Consider the following 19408-nt stretch of genomic DNA (forward strand, 5'->3'; position numbering starts at 1 on the left):
CCACGAAAAGCCGGTGATTCTGGCCAGCGTCCGTGACAGGGTGTTGATCGAAATGTGACGACTCGGTGGCGCTCGGGCGCTACGACAGCTTGCGGACCTCGGTATCGGCCGGGCGCAGCGTGGCGCCGTCCTTGCCATGCGGCTGCATCGGCGGCACCGGCTTGCCGGTGCGTTTGTCGATCAGCACCGAATGCGGTTCGCCGGGCGCAAACCGCTGGCGCTCGCCCCACTGGCGCAGCGCCACCACTACCGGAAAGAGCTGCGCGCCGGCTGCGGTCAGCACGTATTCCTGGTAGGCCGAGCCGTCGGACGCCGCCTGGGTGTCGAGGATGCCGGCTTCGACGAGCTTGTGCAACCGGCCAGCCAGGATATTGCGCGCCACGCCCAGGCTGCGCTGCAAGTCGCCAAAGCGGCGGATGCCGTCGAACAGGTCGCGGACGATCAGCAGCGTCCAGCGGTCGCCAATGACGTCGAGCGTCCGCGCCACGGGGCAGGGCTGGTACGGCGGGGCAGGGGTCTTGGGCATGCGCGGGTGCGATGGCGGATTGAGGTGGTTGCATTTTAAAACCAGGTCGCCTAGCATTCAACCGGTTTCGATTTGCAACTACTTTGCCGATGCCTAGCCCGTCGAATCCGGCCGCCATGCCGCGCGCCCTCGTCCTGCTGTTCGCCATCGCCAGCGGTGCCAGCGTGGCCAATGTCTACTACGCCCAGCCGCTGCTGGACGTGCTGGCGCGCGAATTCCATGTGCCCGGCGCGGCCGTGGGCGGCGTGGTCACGGCCACGCAGCTCGGCAGCGCGCTGGCGCTGGTGTGCCTGGTGCCGCTGGGCGACCGGGTCGACCGCCGGCGCCTGATGACGTGGCAGCTCGCCGCGCTGGTCGTGGCGCTGCTGGCGGTGGCCGCCGCGCCGGGCGTGTCGTGGCTGCTGGCCGGGATGGTGGCCGTGGGCCTGCTCGGCACGGCGATGACGCAGGGCCTGATCGCCTACGCCGCCAGCGCCGCGTCGCCGCAGCAGCGCGGCCGTGTAGTGGGCGCCGCGCAGAGCGGGGTGTTTGTGGGATTGCTGCTCGCGCGGGTCTTTGCCGGCATGGTCGGCGACATCGGCGGATGGCGGGCGGTCTATCTGGCGTCGGCCGTGGCCATGGCGGGCATTGCGCTGGCGCTGCGCCGCCGCCTGCCAGCCACGGCCGCAGCGGCACCGGCGGTGGGGTACGGACAATTGGTCGGCTCGCTGCTGACGCTGCTGCGCCGCGATCGGACGCTGCAGGTGCGGGGCGTGCTGGGGATGCTGATGTTTGCCGCGTTCAACATCTTCTGGAGCGCGCTGGTGCTGCCGCTGAGCGCGCCGCCGTTCTCGTTCTCGCATACCGCGATTGGCGCGTTCGGCCTCGTCGGCGCGGTGGGCGCGCTGGCCGGTGCGCGCGCCGGGCGCTGGGCCGACGCCGGCCACGCGCAGCGCACCACGGCGGGTGCCTTGCTGCTGATGATGGCGGCATGGTGGCCGCTCTCCAGGCTCGACGGTGTCCACGGCCTCGCTCTGCTGATCGTCGGCATCGTGCTGCTCGACCTGGGCGGGCAGGCGCTGCACGTGACCAACCAGAGCCTGATCCTGCGCACCCGGCCCGATGCCCACAGCCGGATGATCAGCCTCTACATGCTGTTCTACGCGGCGGGCAGCGGCATTGGCGCCATCGTCACCACGGCCACTTACGCCCGCGCGGGCTGGCCGGGTGTCTGCATGACCGGGCTTGCGGTGTGCCTGGCGGCGCTGGCATTCTGGGCCGCGACGCGGCGGAGCGGAAGGGCCGAGACAGAGGTGGCCAGCGTCGCGTAGCGGCTGCGTTATTGCAGCCTAACGCCCGCCGATGCCACCCCCGCACTGCTCGCAGGCCCCGGCCGACGGCAGCCAGTTGAGCTGTGCCAGCCGCAGCCGGGTGGCAAGGTTCGATGTCCGCAGTGCCTGCGTGGCGTGGGCCAGGGCCTGGGTGCTGGCGATCAGGGCCGAGATGCTGGCCGCGGCGCGGTCCAGGTGGCCGGGCGGGGCGGATGGCGTAGCGTGGCGGGGCGTGGTCGGATTCAACGGGGCGTAGGCGGTGGATAGGGAACAGCCTCAAGGCTACGAGCCGCATCGCGGCCCACGCATCCGCGCTCGTCCGAACTCCTTGTCGTCCATCAGGTGAACCCCGGTGTCGGTCGATTGCCGACGCCGCGCGTGCTACAGCCCCTGGATGCCGCGCTTGCGGATGAACTCGCCCCAGACCTTCGACTCGCTCATCGCGCGCTGCCGGATCGCATCGGCGCTGCCCACCACCGGGAACAGGTACAGCGACGCCAGCCTGGCCTTGATCTGCGGGTCGGCCAGCGCGGTCTGTACTGCCGTGTTCAGGCGGGTCACGATCTTCGGGTCCAGGCCGGCCGGGCCCACCAGCGCGTACCAGCTAGGCATCACCGGCACGTCCACGCCCGCTTCCTTCAGCGTCGGCACGTTCGGCAGTTCCTTCACGCGCTGCGCGCCGACGATGGCCACCGGCACCACCGTGCCACCCGTGACCTGCGGGAGCGCGGCGCCCAGCACGCTCACCATGGTGTCCACCTCGCCGGCCACCACGCCGGTCAGCGCCGGGCCCGAGCCCTTGTAGGCCACGTGCGTCATCTTGGCGCCGAGCTTGTCGGCCACGACTTCCATGGCGAGGTGGGTGGAGTTGCCCACGCCCGCGCTGCTGAACGTCAGGCCGCCCGGCTTGTTCTTCGCCTTGTCGATGAACGACTGCACCGACGTGATGCCGCTGGCCTTGCTGGCGACGATCACGAACGGCGTGTCCACCACCGGCGCGATGAACGTGTAGTCCTTCTGCGGGTTGTACGGCAGCGACGCATACAGGTGCGGGTTGAAGCTGATCTGCGACACGCCCGTCAGCAGCACCGTGTAGCCGTCCGGCGCGGCCTTGGCCACCGTGCTCATCGCCACGATGCCGTTCGCGCCGGGGCGGTTGTCCACGACGATGGACTGTCCCAGGTCCTGCGCCAACCGGTCGCTCAGCAGCCGCGCCACCACGTCGCCGCCCGATCCGGCCGACTGCGGCACGATCAGCCGCACCGGCCGGTTCGGATACGCATCCTGGGCCTGTGCGGCACCCAGGCACAGCATGGTCGAGGCAAGGCACGCGGAAGCCATCAAACGTCGGTACATCAATACTCTCCAATCGAATCGAAGCCAGTCACGAAATTTTCATGACGATGGTAGGGACCTGCGCCATCGGCGGCCAATACGGATTGTCGATGCCAACATAGGCCGCGGCTATGCCCGGGGCAAACCCTGACCGCCATGCCTCGCCCTGGCGCGCGGCTGCACTATTGCGGCGCAGCATGACGCGCGCCGCGCACCGGCCCTGTGCCTGCCCGCCGCGAAAGCCGGCCGCAGCACTGCCCCAGCGCCATCGGCCATAGGGCGGGGCTATGGCGGGATCGGAATTTCGTCTTTCCGGAAGGCCCGGGCGGCTCCGTACCATGGCGGCGTTACCCGATCCCCACCGCTCAAGCTCCCATGTCCGACATCGACACCCGTGGCAATGCCTGGCTGACCCCGCCGTCCGCCTACCTGGCCAGCCGCCCCTCCGCGTTCTTCGTGCCGGCCCGTCCGGCGTCGTGCTACCTGCCGATGCGTGATGGCTGCCGGCTTGCCGCCGACGTGTACCTGCCGCAGCCGCTGCCGGGCACGCAGGCGCCCGATGCGTTCCCGACGGTCGTGATCTTCACGCCGTATTACCGGCGCTTCCGGCTGTCGCACCCGGGCGCGGAGCCCAGCCCCAACGGCGCCAAGTATCGCGACGCCTTCGTGCCCAAGGGCTACGCCGTGGCCGTGGTGGACGTGCGCGGCACCGGCGCCAGCTTCGGCACGCGCGACGCGCTGCGGTCGCCCACCGAGCGCGACGACTACTACGAAGTGGCCGAATGGATCGCCAGCCAGCCGTGGTCGAACGGCCGCATCGGCTCCACCGGCATCTCCTATCTCGGCGCGGCCGCGTGCTTCCTGGCCAGTACCGGCCATCCGGCCGTCAAGGCCATCGCGCCGCTGTTCTCGGTGTCCGACATCTACAGCGAGCAGCTTTACCCGGGCGGCATGCTGTCGAAGGTGTGGGTGCAAGCGTATGACGAGTTGATGCTTGCGCTGGACCAGGACCGCCGCGACCTCGTGGCCGGGTTCCCGTACTTCAATGACCCGAGCTTCGCGGGCCCCGAGCGGACCGACGAGGACGCCGACGGCACGCTGGTGGCCGCCGCCGTCGCCGAGCACCGCAACAACTTCACGCTGGCCGACCTGGCCCCCGAGTTCGCCTATCGCGACGGCGCGGCGTTCCACGACCCCGCGCTCGATTCCGGCAGTTGCAGCCCGTACCGCTACCTCGACGGCATCGCGCCCGACGTGGCGGTCTATTCGATCTCGGGCTGGTACGACGGCGGCGGCTACGCCAACGGCGCCATCACGCGCTTCCTGTCGCTGCCGTCGCACGACAGCCGCCTGCTGCTGGGCCCCTGGGACCACGGCGCCCGCACGAACGTCTCGCCGTGGCGCGACAGCGCGGCGTCGGGCTTTCCTCTGCTGGGCGAGGTGTTGCGCTTCTTCGACCACCACCTGCTGGGCCTGCACACGGGCCTGGAGCGCGAGGCGCGCGTGCATTACCACAGCATCCACGACAACCAGTGGCAGCCGGCCGACTCGTGGCCGCCGGCTCCGGCCGCCACCCGGCTGCACCTGGCCGATGGCGGCGCGCTGACCGGGACGCCGCCGGACGTGCCCGCCACGGTGTCCACCCAGGTCAGCTTCGACTGGACCACCGGCCGCCAGACGCGCTACGAGCGCCTGGGCGCGGCCAATATCGAGGACTACTACGCGGACTGGGGCCGGCATGAGGCGGCGCTGCCGCATTTCGACACGGCGCCGCTGGCGGCCCCGCTGTCGCTCGCGGGGCACGTGGTGGCGCACCTGCAGGTGGCGTCGTCGCAGCCGGACGCGGCCGTGTTCGTCTACCTGTCCGAGGTGGAGGCCGACGGCACGGTGCGCTACATCACCGAAGGCATGCTGCGCGCGTCGCATCGCAAGACCGAGCCGTGCCCGCCCGCGTATCGCACGACGTGGCCCTACCGCGCGCATCGCCGTGCCGATGCCGAGCGGCTGACGCCGGGCGTGCCCGTCGCGCTCGATTTCGCGCTGCTGCCCGTGGCGTGGACGCTGGCCGCGGGCAGCCGGCTGCGCGTGTCGATTGCCGGCGCCGACCGGGGCCACTTTCCGCAGGTGCCCCATGGCCGTCCGCCGGTGCTGACGCTGGCGCTGGGCCCTGACGGCTGCCATCTCGACGTGCCCGTGGCCGCGCCGGCAAGCGGGCGCTGACGGCCGGGCCGATGCCCGCCCGGCACGTGAAGTGCTAGAGTGGGCTTCCGCCCCCAAGTATTCCCGTCGTCATGGATTTCCGGCAGCTTCGCTACTTCGCGCGCATCGTCGAGCTCGAAAGCATCACCGCCGCGGCCGATGCGCTGCACATCGCCCAGCCGTCGCTGAGCCAGCACGTGGTCAACCTCGAAGCCGAACTGGGCGCCAAGCTGCTGGTGCGCGGCCCGTTCGGCGCGCGGCCCACCGAGACGGGCCAGATCCTGTACCGCCACGCCAAGATGGTGCTGCGCCAGATGGAAGAGGCGCACGCGGCGGTGCGCCATGGCCGCGACGTGCCGTCGGGCCACGTGCGCGTGGGCCTGCCCACCAGTACGTCGCGCGTGCTGGCCGTGCCGCTGCTGCAGTTCGTCACGCGCAACGTGCCGGACGTGACGGTCGAGATCGTCGAAGGCAGCAGCGCCGACCTGGCCGAGCTGGTCACCACGCAGAAGCTCGACCTGTGCATCGCCATGGACGCGCAGCAGCGCCCGAACATGCACCTCGTGCCGTTGCTGGACGAGGACCTGATGGCCGTGGGCCCGGCCAGCACCCAGCGCGACATGCCGCTGACGCTGGCCGAGATGGCCGCGCTGCCGCTGCTGCTGCCAAGCTTTCCGAATTCGGTACGCGTGCTGACGGACCGCGCGTTCGTTGCCGCCGGGCTGGAACTGAAGCTCGTGGCGGAGACCAGCGCCGTGTCGGTGCTGCTGTCGGCGGTCAGCGCCGGTATGGGCTGGACCATCCTGCCGTGGAGCGCGCTGGCCACCGAGCCGCCGGGCGCGTTCGCGTGCGTGCCGATCTCCGATTCGTCGCTGGTGCGGCGCGTGTTCCTGTGCGTGGCGGGCGCCGCGCGGCTGAGCCTGGCGTGCAAGACCGTGGAGGATGCCTTGCTGCGGCTGATCGTCGACGCCATCGCCTCGCAGGCGTGGCAGGGCGTTACGCCGCTGGGCAGCCTGGCCAGTGCGCGCCGCGACGCGGACGGGCAGGGCGGCTGACGCCTGCCGCGCTCACGGCGCCGGCGCCTCGTCAGCCAGCTTCCGGGCCAGCGCCAGCGCGGCCTCGATTTCAGCTTCGACATTGGCGCGCGCGCCGGGGCCATCCACGCGCAGCGCGTACGACGGATGCCATGTCGCCACGATCCACGTATCGCCCTGCCGCAGCGGTGCCGCCATCGCGTCGCGCAGGCGGATCTTCTCGTGCACCACGGCGCCCAGCGCGGTCGCGCCCAGCGTGACGATCACCTTCGGCCGCACCCGTTCGCGCTCCTGGTCCAGCCAGTGCGCGCAGGCATCGACTTCGAGCTGCCCCGGCGTCTTGTGCATGCGCCGCTTGCCGCGCGCGAACCACTTGAAGTGCTTGACCGCGTTGGTCAGGTAGACGCTGTCGCGCCGCACGTCGGCGCGCCGCAGCGCCTCGTCCAGCACGTGTCCGGCCGGGCCGACGAATGGCTCGCCCGACAGGTCCTCCTGATCGCCGGGCTGCTCGCCGACGACCATGATGCGCGCCGTGTCCGGCCCGCGCCCGGGCACGGCCTGCGTGGCGTGGCGCCACAGGTCGCAGTTGCGGCACTGGTCCAGCGATGTCGGCGCGGCGCGCACGGGCTGGGCCTGCTCGGCGTCCACCGCCACGCGCTTGCCCCGCATGCCGCCGATGTTCGCCGCCTGGCCGACGCGCCGGGCGCCGTTGCGGGCGTCGGCGATCATGCCCGGAATCAGCGCCGCCTCGGGCAGCCCCTTCCAGAATCGCACCGGCATATGCTGGTGCAGCGCCGCCTCGTTGAGCCGCGCCGGGTTGAAGATGTTCCTGTAGTAGGCCATCCAGAGCGGCTCGATCTGGTCCGCGCCGGCGCGGAAGGCCGCCGGGTCCGCCGGCGCGGCCGCGTAGCGGATGGTCCGGCCGTCCCAGGTGGCGGCGCCGTCCGGCGTGCCGATCCACCACGTGGCGCCGCCCATGCGCCGGGCGAAGTGCTCGGCCGCGTAGGGCAGCACATCGTGGTCGGGCTCGTACCAGGCCAGGTACTGCGGCAGGTCGTCACCGGTGCCGACGGTCATGTCGGGGCGGCGCTCCTGAAAACGCACGTAGGCGATCATGTCGTGCTGCGCGCGCCGCACGGCCTTGGCCATCGCGTAGAGCCGCGCGCCGTCCTCGTCGGCCGCCGACGCTACCGAGCGGTCGCCTTGCGCCCAGCGCCACAGCACGCGGTACAGAAAGGCCCAGCGCTGCGGCGAGCGGTGCGCGGCGGCGTCGCGCAGCAGGTCGGCCAATGCTTTCGAAATCCGCAGCGTGAGGGTGCTGGCGCCGGCGTCGACAGTAGACGACGCCGGCGCCGCATCCATCGCCAGCGACAACTGGCCGGCCTCGCCAGCAGCGGTCTCGCCGCCGCCTTCCCACACCACCGCCTCTGGCCGCCAGCCCTGCGCCAGCGCATGCAGCGCCTGCTTGCGCCAGCCGGCGTACCCACCTTCGACGACGAGCACGGGCGCCACGCCGTCGTTCATAGCAGCGCCAGTTGCTGGGGCGCGGGTGCCAGCGCGCGGCGCAACTGGTCGGAAGTCGGCTCGGCCAGCGCCGGCTTGTAGTCCTGCGTGACGACAAACGCCTTGACGGTATCCATCGCGCAGCGCAGCCGGATCAGGTCCTGGTAGCGGATGGCCCGCGTGCGGCGCAGCTCCGCCAGCCGCTTGGCGTTGCGCATGCCGATGCCGGGCACGCGCGCGATCAGCCGCTGCGGCGCGCGGTTCAGGTCTACCGGGAACGCCTCGCGATGCGCCAGCGCCCAGGCCAGCTTGGGGTCGATGTCGAGCGGCAGCGCGCCGTCGGCCTGGAACAGCTCTTCGGCGCGAAAGCCGTAGCCGCGCAGCAGGAAGTCGGCCTGGTACAGCCGGTGCTCGCGCAGCAGCGGCGGCGCCTGCGATGGCAGCGCGGACGGGCTGTCGGGGATCGGGCTGAACGCCGAGTAGTAGACGCGCTTGAGCTTGTACGCGCCGTACAGCGTCTGCGCGGTCTGCAGGATCGTGCGGTCGTCGGCCTCGTCGGCGCCGACGATCATCTGCGTGCTCTGGCCAGCCGGCGCGCGGGCCGCCGGCGGCCGCTTCTCGGTCTCCGCTTCCTCCTGGGCCAGCCGGATCGATCCCATCGCGCGCTTGATCGTGTGGACGTTCTTTTCCGGCGCCAGCCGTTGCAGGCCGCCGTCGGTGGGCAATTCGATATTGACGCTCAGGCGGTCGGCGTACTGGCCGGCCTCGCGGATCAGGCGCGGATCGGCGTCGGGAATCGTCTTCAGGTGGATGTAGCCGCGGAACTGGTGCTCCTCGCGCAGCGCGCGGGCCACGGCCACGAGTTGTTCCATCGTGTAGTCGGCGCTGCGGATGATGCCCGAGCTCAGGAACAGCCCGTCGATGTAGTTGCGGCGGTAGAACTCCAGCGTCAGGTTGACGACTTCGGCCGGCACGAAGCGGGCGCGCGGCACGTTGCTGGAGCGCCGGTTGACGCAATACTGGCAGTCGTACTGGCAGAAATTGGTCAGCAGGATTTTTAGCAGAGACACGCAGCGGCCGTCCGGCGTGAAGCTGTGGCAGATGCCGGCGCCCGTGGTGGCGCCCAGCCCGGCCCGGCCTTGCGAGTCGCGCCGGGGCGCGCCGCTGCTGGCGCACGATGCGTCGTATTTCGCCGCATCGGCCAGGATTTCGAGTTTCTTGAGCAGTTCCATGACGCGGTACTGTATGGATATACAGTATTCTACGCGACCGCCGGAATTGCGCAATCTCGCATTTTCGTCAGCGTCGAAAAAGGCAGCAGGCGCCGCGCGGCGGGTGATTCGTCAGGCGCGCAGCGCGTTTTTGGCGGTCTGGGCGTCACGTCGCAGCCGGTCGATATCGAGCCGAGCACGGCCGCGCCGCGTCAGCCGGCCGCGCCTTCGTGTTCGAGCCATGTGCGGAACTGCGCCACGCGCGCGTCTTCGGCCTGCGCGTCCGGCACGTAGGTGCAGTAGGTGCGCGACGGCAGGCGCGGGGCGTCGAACGGCATGACCAGCCGGCCGGCGGCCAGGTCGTCTGCCACCAGCGCGGTGGGGCCGATGGCGATGCCGATGCCATCGATGGCGGCCTGCAGCGTCAGGTAAAAGTGGTCGAAGGTCAGCGTCGCGGCCGGCGTCAGGTCCGACGCGCGGGCGCGGGCCAGCCAGTCGGGCCAGAGCCGTGGCAGGCTCGACGTATGCAGCAGCGTGTGGTGCCGCAGGTCGTCCGGTTCGCGCAGCGGTTGCCGGTCCAGCAGCGCCGGGCTGCATACGGGCAGCCGTTCCTCGGTCAGGAACGGGCGCATCGCAAAGCCGTAGAACGTGTCCGGCCCGCCCCGGATGATGATGTCGTGCGGCGCCTGCAGGCTGTCCAGCGGATCGTTGGACGTCTCCACGCTGACCTCCACGTCTGGATGCCCGGCACGAAAGCGGCCCAGCCGTGGCACCAGCCAGCGCAGCGTGAAGGTGGCCGGCGCATTGACCGACAGCGTACGGGACACGGGCCGTGGCACGCCATAGCGCGCCGTGGCCTGCGAAAGCTGCTGGAACAGCGGGCCGATGTCGTCCAGGTAGGCGCGGGCGGCCGGCGTCAATTGCACGCGCCGGTTGTGCCGCTCGAACAGCGGCGCGCCCAGCCAGTCCTCCAGCAGCCGCACGTGCTGGCTGATGGCGCCCGGCGTCACGTGCAGCGCGGCGGCGGCCTCCTTGAAACTGCCGAGCCGGCCGGCCGCCTCGAAAGCGCGCAGGGCATTGAGGGGCGGCAGCTTGTCCATTGGAGAGAGTTTTTCTGGGGCGAGCGGCCAATTTATCTGGTTTGTCGCGCGGCTACAAGATAGATAACCTGCACGCTTCGTTGCCCCTGGGGATCCCCATGCTGAGTCTGTCCGGCGGTGCCGTCCTGCTGGCCGCGGTGCTCCACGCGAGCTGGAACGCGATGCTGCACGGCAATCGCGACCGCTTCTGGTCCATGACGTGGATGAGCGTCGCGATGGCGGCCGTGGCCACGCCGGTGGTGCTGACGTCCCCGCTGCCGGACCCCGCCGCGTGGCCGTACATCGTCGCGTCCGGGCTCGTGCATATCGTCTACAACGTCAGCCTCGTGCGGTCCTACCGCCGCAGCGACCTGGCCGTGGCCTATCCCGTCGCGCGCGGCTCGTCGCCGCTGCTGGTCGCGCTGGGCGCGGCGCTGTTCGCGCAGGAAGCGATCCGGCCCGTGCACGCGCTGGGCATCGTCATGATCTCGGGCGGCATCATCGCGCTTTCGCTGCAGGGGCGCCGCGTGTCCGGCGCGGGCGTGTGGGCGGCGCTGGCCACGGGGGCCATCATCGCGCTCTATACCGTGATCGACGGCATCGGCGTGCGGGTCTCCGGCGGGCAGGCGGTGAGCTACGCCGCGTGGATGTTCCTGTTCTACTGGCTGATGCCGGTACTGTTCGTCGCGGCGCGCGGCAGCGAGGCGTTCTGGGCGCCGATCCGTACGGCGCCGTGGTCGGCGGTGTCGTCGATGGGCGGCGGGCTGGTGTCGGTGGCCGCCTACGGCATCGTGATCTGGGCGTTGCAGGCCGGGGCGATGGGCATGGTGTCGGCGCTGCGCGAAACCAGCGTGGTGTTTGCGGTGCTGATCGGCCGGGTATGGCTGCGTGAGGCGGTCAGCCCCGCGCGCTGGGTGGCCTGCGTGGTGGTGGCGGCCGGGGCCGTCTGCCTGGGGCTCTGAGCCGGGCGCGGGCGCGTCACGGCGCGCCGGCGATGTCCCGGCCGATGCCGCGCGCAATGCGCCGCGCGATCCACGGCCCGCAGACGACCACCGAGAACAGCCGCAGCGTCTGCGTGGCGACGACGAAGTTCATGTCGGCGTGCGTGCCCAGCGCGATGGCGACGATCGATTCGACGCCGCCGGGCGACGTAGCCAGGTAGGCGGTCAGGAAGCTCACGTCGCCGGTGGCCGAGATCAGCCAGGCGGCCGCGGCGCAGAGCGCCATCATCGCCACGATGGCGGCCAGCATGACCGGCAGCGACGCCACCAGGGGCCGCAGCAGGTCGCGCCGGAACTGCAGGCCGATGGTCCAGCCCAGCACCGCGAAGCAGCCGGCCAGCAGCGGGGCGGGCACCACCACCGGCACCGGCACGGCGGTCACCCACGCGGCGCCGAGCGCCATCGGCACCAGGAAGGCGCCGGCCAGGATGCGAAAGCGCGTGCCGATCCAGCAGCCCAGCGCCGCGATGCCGAAGGCGGCCAGCGTGCCGATCTGCCACGGCGTGCCGGCGAGCGGCGTGGCCGCTGTCAGTGCCGCCGGCGCCAGCGGCTGGGCATCGACGATGGCATGGGCCACCAGCGGCCCGGTGACCACCACCAGCACCACGCGCAGGTACTGCATCAGCGAGACCAGGATGCCGTCGCCGCCGTTGTCGGTGGCCAGCGCGCCCATGATCGACGCCGCGCCGGGCAGGCTGCCCCACGCGCCGGTCGTGCCGGGCAGCCGCGAATACCGCACCAGCAGCCAGCCGACCAGCGCGGCACTGCCGATGGTCAGCGCCACGCCCAGCACCACCAGTCCGTCGGATGCCGCTTCCAGCAGTTCGGAAAGATGCAGCGTGCTGGCGATGGCCGTGCCCGTCAGCGCCTGCGCCAGGGCGGTGAGCCGGGGCGCGATGCGCAGGCGGACGTCGAGGCAGCCGGCGGCCATGCCGCAGGCCATCGCCGCCACCAGCACGCTGGCCGTGGCGATCACCGGCTGCAGCAGCCAGCCCAGTCCCAGCGTACAGGCCAGGACGACGGGCCAGTGCAAGGCCCAGCGTTGGTTCGACATCGCGTGCGGCGGGGGCGCCCGTGGAGGGAGATCGACGAGGATCGGAGGCTGGATTCTATCCCGCCACCGGGCCGCCGCTCAGTCCAGCTTGATGCCGACGGCCTTGACGACCTTTTCCCACTTCTGGGTGTCGCGGTTCACCAGTTGCGTGAATTCCACCGGCCCCAGCGCGCTGGGCTCCATGCCCTGCTTGGCGATGGTGTCGCGGATGGCCGGCTGCGCCACCACGGCCGCAATCTCCTGCGCCAGGCGGTTCACGGTGGGCATCGGCGTGCCGCCGGTGGTGAACACGCCGTACCACGACACCACCTCGTAGCCGGGCACGCCCGATTCGGCGATGGTCGGCACGTTCGGCATGGTCTCCACGCGCTTGCTGCCGGTCACGGCAATGATGCGCACCTTGCCGGTATCGGCGCCGGCCTTGGCCGACGGCAGGCTGGCGAACGTCATCTGCGCCTGGCCGGCCATCACGTCCTGCATGGCCGGGGCATCGCCGCGATACGGGATGTGCGTGATCGACACGCCCGCCATGCTCTTGAACAGCTCGGCCGACAGGTGCGAGATCGTGCCGTTGCCGGGCGACGTGACGTTGAGCTTGCCGGGGTTGGCGCGGGCGTACGCCAGCAGCTCCTGCACGGTCTTGACGGGCAGGTCGTTGTTGACGACCAGCGCATTGGCCGACCGGGCCACCAGCGACACGGGCTGCACGCCCTTGACCGGGTCGTACGGCAGCTTGCTGTAGATCGACGGCGCGATGGCCTGCCCGCCCACGGAGCCCAGCAGCAGCACCGAGCCGTCCGGCCGGGCGCGCGCCATCTCGGCCGTGGCCAGCGTGCTGCCGCCGCCGGGCTTGTTCTCCACGACGATCGTGGTCTTGGTGTTGATCTGGAACTGCGTGGACACCGTGCGCGCGATGACGTCGTTGCCGCCGCCCGGCGCAAAGCCGACGAGCATGCGGATGGGGCCGGGGGGCAGCTCCTGCGCCAGGCCGTGCGTAGCGGCCAGCGCAAGGGCGAGAGCGGGGACGATCTTGGTAAACGCCATGTTGAGTCTCGTTGGAAGGTTGGGGTGGCTCTCAGGGTGCGCGTCGCTGTGCTGGTCTGGCTGGCGGGATCCGGCCTGCGCCGGTCCCGCTCGATAGGTATGGGTGTTGCGTTACTTCTTGAATCGCACCACGGCGTCCCGCGATGCCTGCGTCTGCGGCAGCGTGGCGATCTCGCCCAGCGTCACCGGCTTGGTCGGGAACCGCAGCCGGTAGTAGCCCACGTCGCGCGGATGGCGCTGCTGCTCGTCGGCAATCAGCTCGGTCACGGTCAGCCCGCAGAAGCGGCCCTGGCACGGGCCCATGCCGCACCGCAGGAACGCCTTGAGCTGGTTCGGCCCCTGGCAGCCGATGCGCGCGGCGTGGCGCACCTGCTCGGCCGTGGCTTCCTCGCAGCGGCAGACGATGGTGTCGCCCACCGGGCGGCGGAACTGCGGCAGCGGGCGGTACAGCACCTCGAAGAATTCCCGGCCCCGCGTGGCGCGGGCCAGCGCGGCCCGATGCGGCGCGGCACCGGCGTCGCGCCCGGCGGAGTCGATGGCACCCAGCGCGGTGGCGGCACCGAACGCGGCGATGCGTCCCCGGTGCTCGGCGGCCATGGCGCCCGCGATGCCGGCGCCGTCACCGGCGATGCTCACATGCGGCACCGACGTGGCGCCCCAGCCGTCCACCTGCGGCTCCCAGCAGTCCTGCCGGTCGTTCCAGACATGCTCGGCGCCAATGGCGCGCGACAGGTTCGTATTCGGCACCACGCCCTGGTGCAGCAGCACCTGGTCGACGGCCAGCGTGCGGCGCTGCCCGCCGGCTTCGTAGCGCAGTTCGGCCACCAGCCCGCTGTCGCCGGCAATGGCTTCCAGCGCGGTCACGTTGCTGACGATCGGCACGGCCTTGCGCACCGCGCGCAGCATCGTCAGGCCCTTGCGCAGGTACGGCGAGCGCAGGAAGCCCCAGGCGTGCGGCAGCGCGTGGCGCCGCTGGCCGTTGTCGGTCGTCTCCAGGATGGCCTCCAGCCGGACGCCGGCCTGCAGGTACTGGTACGCCAGCAGGTAGAGCAGCGGCCCGCCGCCGGCCAGCACGGTGCGACCATCGGGCACCACGCCGGACGTCTTGAGCAGGATCTGCGCCGCGCCGGCCGTGATCACGCCGGGCAGCGTCCAGCCGGGGATCGGGAAGGGACGCTCCTGCGCGCCGGTGGCCAGGATGATATGGCGGCAGTGCAGCAGCGCGGCCTGCGGGTCGTTGCCGGGCGCCGCCACGGAGTACGCGACCTCGAAGCCTGCCGCGGCGCCGTCCGGCTGCGGCTCGCGGGCGTTGATCGACCAGACCGTGGCCGCGCCAATGTGCCGCGCGCCGCTGCGGGCGAACGGTTCCAGCAGGGCCTCGCCATGCCAGTAGTCCTTGCCCAGGATCGCGCGGTCCTGCACGGGCGTGCTGGTGATCGCGCGATAGATCTGGCCGCCCGGGGCTGGCTGTTCGTCGACCAGCACCGTGGACAGGCCCAGCGCCGCCGCCTGCGTGGCGGCCGCCAGCCCGGCCGGGCCGGCGCCCACCACCAGCACGTCGCAGTTGGTCACGTCGAGGCTCATGCCGCCACCTCGCGCGCGCCGATCTGGCGCTCCACGCGCATGCCGTCGCGCACGCGGGTCATGCATGCCTGCTGGTTCGGCCGGCCGTCGATGCGGACCAGGCAGTCGTAGCAGACGCCCATCATGCAATAGGGCCCGCGCGCGGCGCCCGACACGGCGGTGTCGCGGCACGCCAGCACGCCGGCCGCGAACAGGGCCGCGGCCACGCTGTCGCCCTCGCGGCAGGCCAGTGGCACGCCGTCCACGGTAAGCCGTACGGGGCGCCCGGCCGGTTCGGCGGCGTCAATGCGTCTGAACATGGAATCTCCGGGTCGAGAAGGGGGCCAGGTCCGGCGACAGCGCGCCGGCGGCGATCATTGGGGCAAGGTGCAGCGCGTGCGTGGCGGCCAGCGTCACGCCGCTATGGCAGGTGACGATGAACGCGCCGGGCTGGGTGGGCGACTGCTCGTAGACCGGAAAGCCGTCCTTGGCCCGCACGCGCAGGGCCGACCACGCGCGCACCGCGCGCACATCGCGCAGCGCCGGCAGCGTGCGCACGGCGCGGTCGGCCAGCGTTGCCAGCACCGGCAGCGTGGTGACCTGCTCGGCATAGCCCGCGTCTTCCTGGGAATCGCCAACCAGCCAGCTACCTTCGTCGTTCTGGCGCAGCGTGACCATCGGCGTGTCCAGCAGCCGGCGCGTGCGCTCCAGCACCAGGATCTGGCCGCGTTGCGGCGCCATGGGCAGGTCGATGCCGACCATGCGGCCCAGGTCGCCGTTGCGCAGGCCGCCGGCCAGCACGATCTTGCGCGCGCGGATGTCGCCCTGCGGCGTGGTCAGCGCAAATTCGCCGCCGGGCTGCCGCGCGATGGCCGTGACGCCGTGGTGCGGCAGGTATTCGACGCCGCTGGTGCTGAACGCGGTATGGAACGCGCGCAGCAGCTTGAGCGGGTTGACGATGCCATCGTGCGGCGTCCAGATCGCGCCCGTCACGTCGGGCCCCAGCCCCGGCACCAGCGAGGCTGCCTGGTGGTGGTCCAGCAGCTTCCACTCGTACGGTTCCACGCCAGGCTGGGCCATCAGCGTCTGCACCCACGCCAGCCGCGCTTCCACTTCGTAGTCGCCCATCAGCGGGGTCAGGCCGCCTTTCTGCTCCAGCGCCACGTCGATGCCGGTTTCCTGCGCCAGCCGCGCGGCCAGGCGCGGCCACATGCGCGTGGAGTTCAGCGTCCAGCGGCTGTAGGTGCCCAGGCCGTAGCCCTTGCTCTGCAGCCAGACCAGCCCGAAGTTGCCGCGCGATGCGCGCAGCGCGATGTCGCCTTCGTCCAGCACGGCGATGGTGCCGGCGTGGTCGCGCAGGCCGTAGGCCACGGCCGAGCCGACCAGGCCGCCGCCCACGACGGCCACGTCGAAGACCGGGAAACGGGGGGAGGCGGCAGCCATCAGCGGCGCCTCCGGTGGGGATGTTGCGGGCCCTGGGCCCTGCTGGAATTCATGTCGTACTCGCAAGCGTGTCACTGCGAGCGAGTATGCGCACGCGGGTGGCCCCCGCGCAAATACGAGTCTGTCAGGCGTCCATACCAAAACCTGATAGCTCGGCCGGCAGCGATGCTGTTTCGGCCGTGATGCCCGCGATCATCTCCGCGATGAAGCGGTCCACCAGCACGTTGGCGGGCCGGTTGCGGGCCAGCAGCAGGTAGCTGACAAACGGAATGCGTGGCGCGAACGGGCGCACCACCACCTCGTTCAGGTGCAGCCGGGCCACCAGCGGATTGACGATGCCGACGCCGAGCCCCAGCCCCACCATCCGGCAGATCGTGGCGCCGTAGGGCGTCTCGAAGTGCAGCACGCGGCGGTCGTCGGCGGCAAAGGCGGCGTCCACGGCGGCGCGCAGGCCGTCGCCATGGCTCATCGAGATGAACGATTCCCCGGCAAGGTCGGCCGGCGTGATCACGTCGTGGCTGGCCAGCCGGTGGCTGGGCGGCAGCACGCAGCAGCCGGACAGGTCTGCCACGGGCTGCGCGTCGGTGACGGCGGCCGGCGGCAGGTACGAGACGAGCCCGAGGTCGCAGTAGCGGCCGCCGACGCGGTCCGCCACCAGCTGGGTGCTGCCGGTTTCCATCGCCACGTGGACGTCGGGGTAGTCGGCATGAAAGCGCTGGAGCACCAGCGGCAGCACGGTCATGGCCAGCGACGGCACCGACGCGATGCGCAGCCGGCCCTTGCCGAACTGGCGGATGTCGCGCGCGGCGTCCTTGAGCGCGTCCAGCCCCACGAACGCGCGCTCCACCTCGCGCACGAAGGCCAGCCCTTCCTCGGTGGGCACCAGCCGGCCGGCCGTGCGCGTGAACAGCGTGAGCCCCGTGCCGTATTCGAGCTGGGCGATCAGCCGGCTGACGTTCGGCTGCGACGTGTGCAATTCCGCCGCGGCGGCGGTCATCGATCCGGACCGCATGACGGCCTGGAATGCCTGGATTTCCTTGAATTTCATCGCGGGGGCTGGGGGGCTGGGGGGATGGGGCGCAGCCGCGATGGTATACCAGATCCGTATGCGGGCGGCCCGCGGGAAGCCGGATCGGTATGGCGGCTCAGGACTTGCCGTCTGGGCAGGGCGCCAGCGATCCGCCCCAGAGAATCCGTTCCAGCGGCTGGCGCTGTCGCCAGCCTTCCTGCTCCAGCATCGGCGCGGCATAGAACGCCGGCACCGGGCCCAGGCACAGCAGCCCGAACGGCCGGGCGCCGGGCGGCAGGCCCAGCTCGCGCGCGAGCGCGTCGGGGTCGAACATCGAGACCCAGCCGAGGCCCAGGTTCTCGGCCCGCGCCGCGAGCCACAGGTTCTGGACCGCGCACGCGGCCGACGCCCAGGCCATCTCCACCGGCATGCTGCGGCGGCCGAAGACCGTGCCGTCGTCGGGCGCCAGGATCACGGCCAGCAGTTCGGCGGCCTCGCGGATGCCCTCGACCTTGAGCCGCAGGAATTCGTCGCCGCGCGGCCCCAGCGCCTGCGCCGTGGCCTGCCGCTCGGCTTCCACCAGCGGGGCCAGCCGCGCGCGCCACGCCTGCGTGCTCAGGCGCATGAAGCGCCACGGCTGCATCAGGCCTACCGATGGCGCCTGGTTGGCTGCATCGAGCAGGCGCGCCAGCTGGTCGTCGGGCAGCAGCGGGCCCGGCGTGAAATGGCGGCAGTCGCGCCGCAGCGCCAGGATGCGGTACAGCGCCGCGCGTTCGGCGGCGTCAATGTGGGGATCGGCCGAAGGCTGTTCCATGGAGTCTGCAAGTCGTCAAAACAAGCGGCGGGCAAGGGCCCGCCAGTGGCCGCGAGGGTACCGCAAATGGCGCGGGCCCGCGCCGGCCGTTGTCTGCTGGAGTCGGAAGATTCTGATCCGCAGCGCTGACGGCCGGGACGAAAAAAATGCCACGCGGCGGGGATCCGCGTGGCACCGAAGATGAGCGCAGGGGAGGGTCAACCCTGGACTCCGTTGGGTCACCCGCATTGCACGGGCAAACCCAGTGTAGGGGAGACGATTCTCATCGTGGAATCGGAAAAATCTTAAATTCGCTCGGAAGCGTCCGAGTCGACCAGCGCGGCCATCGCGCGATCCTTTTCTTCCCATTGCTGTGCCAGCCAATGGTGGAAATCCGCGCGGAAGACCGGATCGGCGCCGTAGTCGCCGCCGCAGAAGCTTTGCGGAATCGGAATCTGCCGAATCATGACGACGATGCGCCCGGCGCGGCCGCAGGCAAGGTCCCAGAAGCTCGGCACGCCGTCGGGGTACACGATCGTCGCGTCGATCATCGAGCGGAACTGATCGCCCATGGCGCTGAGCGTGGTAGCCAGCGCGCCGGCTCGTGGCTTCAGCAAATGGCGATACGGCGACGACTGCGCGATCCGCTTGGCCTCGGAGAACCGCGTGCCCTCGGCAAACACCATCACGCTGGTCGGCACGAGCCGGAATTTCTGGCACGCGCGCCGGGCCGTTTCCTGGTCCTGGCGGCCCCGCTGCGGCTTGCGGCGCAGTTGCGCCTTGCTGTAGCGCTTCATGAACGGGAAATCGAGCGCCCACCACGCCAGGCCGATGAACGGCACGTACAGCAGCTGCTGCTTCAGGAAGAACTTCAGCAGCGGGATGCGCTTGTTCAGCGCGGCCTGCAGCACGAAGATGTCGACCCAGGTCTGGTGGTTGCAGTTGACCAGGTACCAGTCGTCGAGCCGCAGCCCGGTGTTGCCGTGGATCGTCCAGATGCCCGGTTGCAGCCGGGCGATCCAGCGCGTGTTGCACGAGATCCAGTAGGTGGCGATGCCGTTCAGCACCGGGTCCAGCCGCCGGCGCACCGCGCGCGTCGGCACGGCCAGCTTGACCAGCGCCAGCAGGACGATCGGCACAAAGCACAGCAGCGTATTGACCACCAGCAAGGTCACGCTGAACAGGCCGGTCAGCGCTGGCAGGCGTCGGGTGGGGTGGCGGGTCTGGCGGGGGAGGTCGGACGCGGACAGCGGCGCCAGGCTGGCGCGACGGGGGGTGGGGGGTGTCGATGGCATGCCCGCCAG

General features: G+C 71.1%; 19 protein-coding genes. 4 read left to right on the plus strand and 15 right to left on the minus strand.

Features of this window, described 5'->3' with window-relative positions:
- Positions 1 to 79 precede the first annotated feature (79 nt).
- The gene (locus QTN24_RS07640; RefSeq protein WP_313836142.1) at positions 80 to 526 is read right to left on the minus strand and encodes a helix-turn-helix domain-containing protein; all 447 of its coding nucleotides are present in this window, start codon (positions 524 to 526) and stop codon (positions 80 to 82) included.
- A 116-nt stretch (positions 527 to 642) separates the two neighbouring features.
- Here QTN24_RS07640 and QTN24_RS07645 point away from each other — a divergent pair, with 116 nt between their 5' ends.
- Positions 643 to 1836 (plus strand): MFS transporter, encoded by a 1194-nt coding sequence (locus QTN24_RS07645; RefSeq protein WP_313836143.1) that lies wholly within the window; start codon positions 643 to 645, stop codon positions 1834 to 1836.
- Positions 1837 to 1854: 18 nt separating this feature from the next.
- Here QTN24_RS07645 and QTN24_RS07650 read toward each other — a convergent pair whose 3' ends face one another.
- The 3 genes from QTN24_RS07650 to QTN24_RS07660 form a co-directional block, all read right to left on the minus strand.
- Positions 1855 to 2082 carry a hypothetical protein gene (locus tag QTN24_RS07650; protein ID WP_313836145.1) on the minus strand — a complete coding sequence of 76 codons (228 nt, stop codon included), beginning with the start codon at positions 2080 to 2082 and terminating at the stop codon, positions 1855 to 1857.
- 135 nt (positions 2083 to 2217) lie between these two features.
- Positions 2218 to 3192 (minus strand): tripartite tricarboxylate transporter substrate binding protein, encoded by a 975-nt coding sequence (locus QTN24_RS07655; protein WP_313836147.1) that lies wholly within the window; start codon positions 3190 to 3192, stop codon positions 2218 to 2220.
- 28 nt (positions 3193 to 3220) lie between these two features.
- A complete protein-coding gene (locus tag QTN24_RS07660) occupies positions 3221 to 3370 on the minus strand; it encodes a hypothetical protein (RefSeq protein WP_313836148.1) in 150 nt (49 codons plus the stop codon).
- Positions 3371 to 3546: 176 nt separating this feature from the next.
- Here QTN24_RS07660 and QTN24_RS07665 point away from each other — a divergent pair, with 176 nt between their 5' ends.
- A complete protein-coding gene (locus QTN24_RS07665; protein WP_313836149.1) occupies positions 3547 to 5391 on the plus strand; it encodes a CocE/NonD family hydrolase in 1845 nt (614 codons plus the stop codon).
- Positions 5392 to 5462: 71 nt separating this feature from the next.
- The gene (locus QTN24_RS07670; RefSeq protein ID WP_313836150.1) at positions 5463 to 6425 is read left to right on the plus strand and encodes a LysR substrate-binding domain-containing protein; all 963 of its coding nucleotides are present in this window, start codon (positions 5463 to 5465) and stop codon (positions 6423 to 6425) included.
- A gap of 12 nt (positions 6426 to 6437) precedes the next feature.
- On the opposite strand, the gene QTN24_RS07675 is transcribed toward QTN24_RS07670, so the two are convergent.
- The 3 genes from QTN24_RS07675 to gcvA all read right to left on the minus strand — a co-directional run bounded on the left by QTN24_RS07675 (position 6438) and on the right by gcvA (position 10218).
- On the minus strand, positions 6438 to 7928 hold the full coding sequence (locus QTN24_RS07675) for a UdgX family uracil-DNA binding protein (RefSeq protein WP_313836151.1): 1491 nt from the start codon (positions 7926 to 7928) through the stop codon (positions 6438 to 6440).
- On the minus strand, positions 7925 to 9139 hold the full coding sequence (locus tag QTN24_RS07680) for a putative DNA modification/repair radical SAM protein (RefSeq protein ID WP_313836152.1): 1215 nt from the start codon (positions 9137 to 9139) through the stop codon (positions 7925 to 7927). Before QTN24_RS07680 ends, QTN24_RS07675 begins: the two co-directional genes overlap by 4 nt.
- Before the next feature lie 191 nt (positions 9140 to 9330).
- Positions 9331 to 10218, minus strand: coding sequence for a transcriptional regulator GcvA (gene gcvA / locus QTN24_RS07685; RefSeq protein WP_313836155.1), 888 nt, complete (start codon positions 10216 to 10218; stop codon positions 9331 to 9333).
- Positions 10219 to 10316: 98 nt separating this feature from the next.
- On the opposite strand from gcvA, the gene QTN24_RS07690 reads away from it, so the two are divergent.
- On the plus strand, positions 10317 to 11159 hold the full coding sequence (locus tag QTN24_RS07690) for a DMT family transporter (protein ID WP_313836157.1): 843 nt from the start codon (positions 10317 to 10319) through the stop codon (positions 11157 to 11159).
- A 16-nt stretch (positions 11160 to 11175) separates the two neighbouring features.
- Here the strand turns inward: QTN24_RS07690 and QTN24_RS07695 are convergent, their stop codons facing one another.
- From QTN24_RS07695 to QTN24_RS07730, 8 genes are all read right to left on the minus strand, one after another.
- The gene (locus QTN24_RS07695; RefSeq protein WP_313836159.1) at positions 11176 to 12252 is read right to left on the minus strand and encodes an AbrB family transcriptional regulator; all 1077 of its coding nucleotides are present in this window, start codon (positions 12250 to 12252) and stop codon (positions 11176 to 11178) included.
- Positions 12253 to 12330: 78 nt separating this feature from the next.
- Positions 12331 to 13296 (minus strand): Bug family tripartite tricarboxylate transporter substrate binding protein, encoded by a 966-nt coding sequence (locus tag QTN24_RS07700; RefSeq protein WP_253700220.1) that lies wholly within the window; start codon positions 13294 to 13296, stop codon positions 12331 to 12333.
- Positions 13297 to 13407: 111 nt separating this feature from the next.
- Complete coding sequence (locus tag QTN24_RS07705; RefSeq protein ID WP_313836163.1) at positions 13408 to 14880, minus strand: NAD(P)/FAD-dependent oxidoreductase; 1473 nt, start codon at positions 14878 to 14880, stop codon at positions 13408 to 13410.
- Positions 14877 to 15179 (minus strand): (2Fe-2S)-binding protein, encoded by a 303-nt coding sequence (locus QTN24_RS07710; RefSeq protein ID WP_124686509.1) that lies wholly within the window; start codon positions 15177 to 15179, stop codon positions 14877 to 14879. The genes QTN24_RS07705 and QTN24_RS07710 overlap by 4 nt, the downstream gene beginning before the upstream one ends.
- Complete coding sequence (locus tag QTN24_RS07715) at positions 15163 to 16302, minus strand: FAD-dependent oxidoreductase (protein WP_313836174.1); 1140 nt, start codon at positions 16300 to 16302, stop codon at positions 15163 to 15165. Before QTN24_RS07715 ends, QTN24_RS07710 begins: the two co-directional genes overlap by 17 nt.
- Positions 16303 to 16426: 124 nt before the next feature.
- Positions 16427 to 17350 carry a LysR substrate-binding domain-containing protein gene (locus QTN24_RS07720; RefSeq protein ID WP_313836175.1) on the minus strand — a complete coding sequence of 308 codons (924 nt, stop codon included), beginning with the start codon at positions 17348 to 17350 and terminating at the stop codon, positions 16427 to 16429.
- Between the two features lie 97 nt (positions 17351 to 17447).
- Entirely contained in the window at positions 17448 to 18125 is a 678-nt protein-coding gene (bluB, locus tag QTN24_RS07725; RefSeq protein WP_313836176.1) for a 5,6-dimethylbenzimidazole synthase, read from the minus strand.
- Between the two features lie 284 nt (positions 18126 to 18409).
- On the minus strand, positions 18410 to 19399 hold the full coding sequence (locus tag QTN24_RS07730; protein ID WP_313836177.1) for an acyltransferase: 990 nt from the start codon (positions 19397 to 19399) through the stop codon (positions 18410 to 18412).
- Positions 19400 to 19408 lie beyond the last annotated feature (9 nt).

This window comes from Cupriavidus sp. SZY C1, from assembly GCF_032190535.1.
Classification (GTDB): domain Bacteria; phylum Pseudomonadota; class Gammaproteobacteria; order Burkholderiales; family Burkholderiaceae; genus Cupriavidus; species Cupriavidus pauculus_C.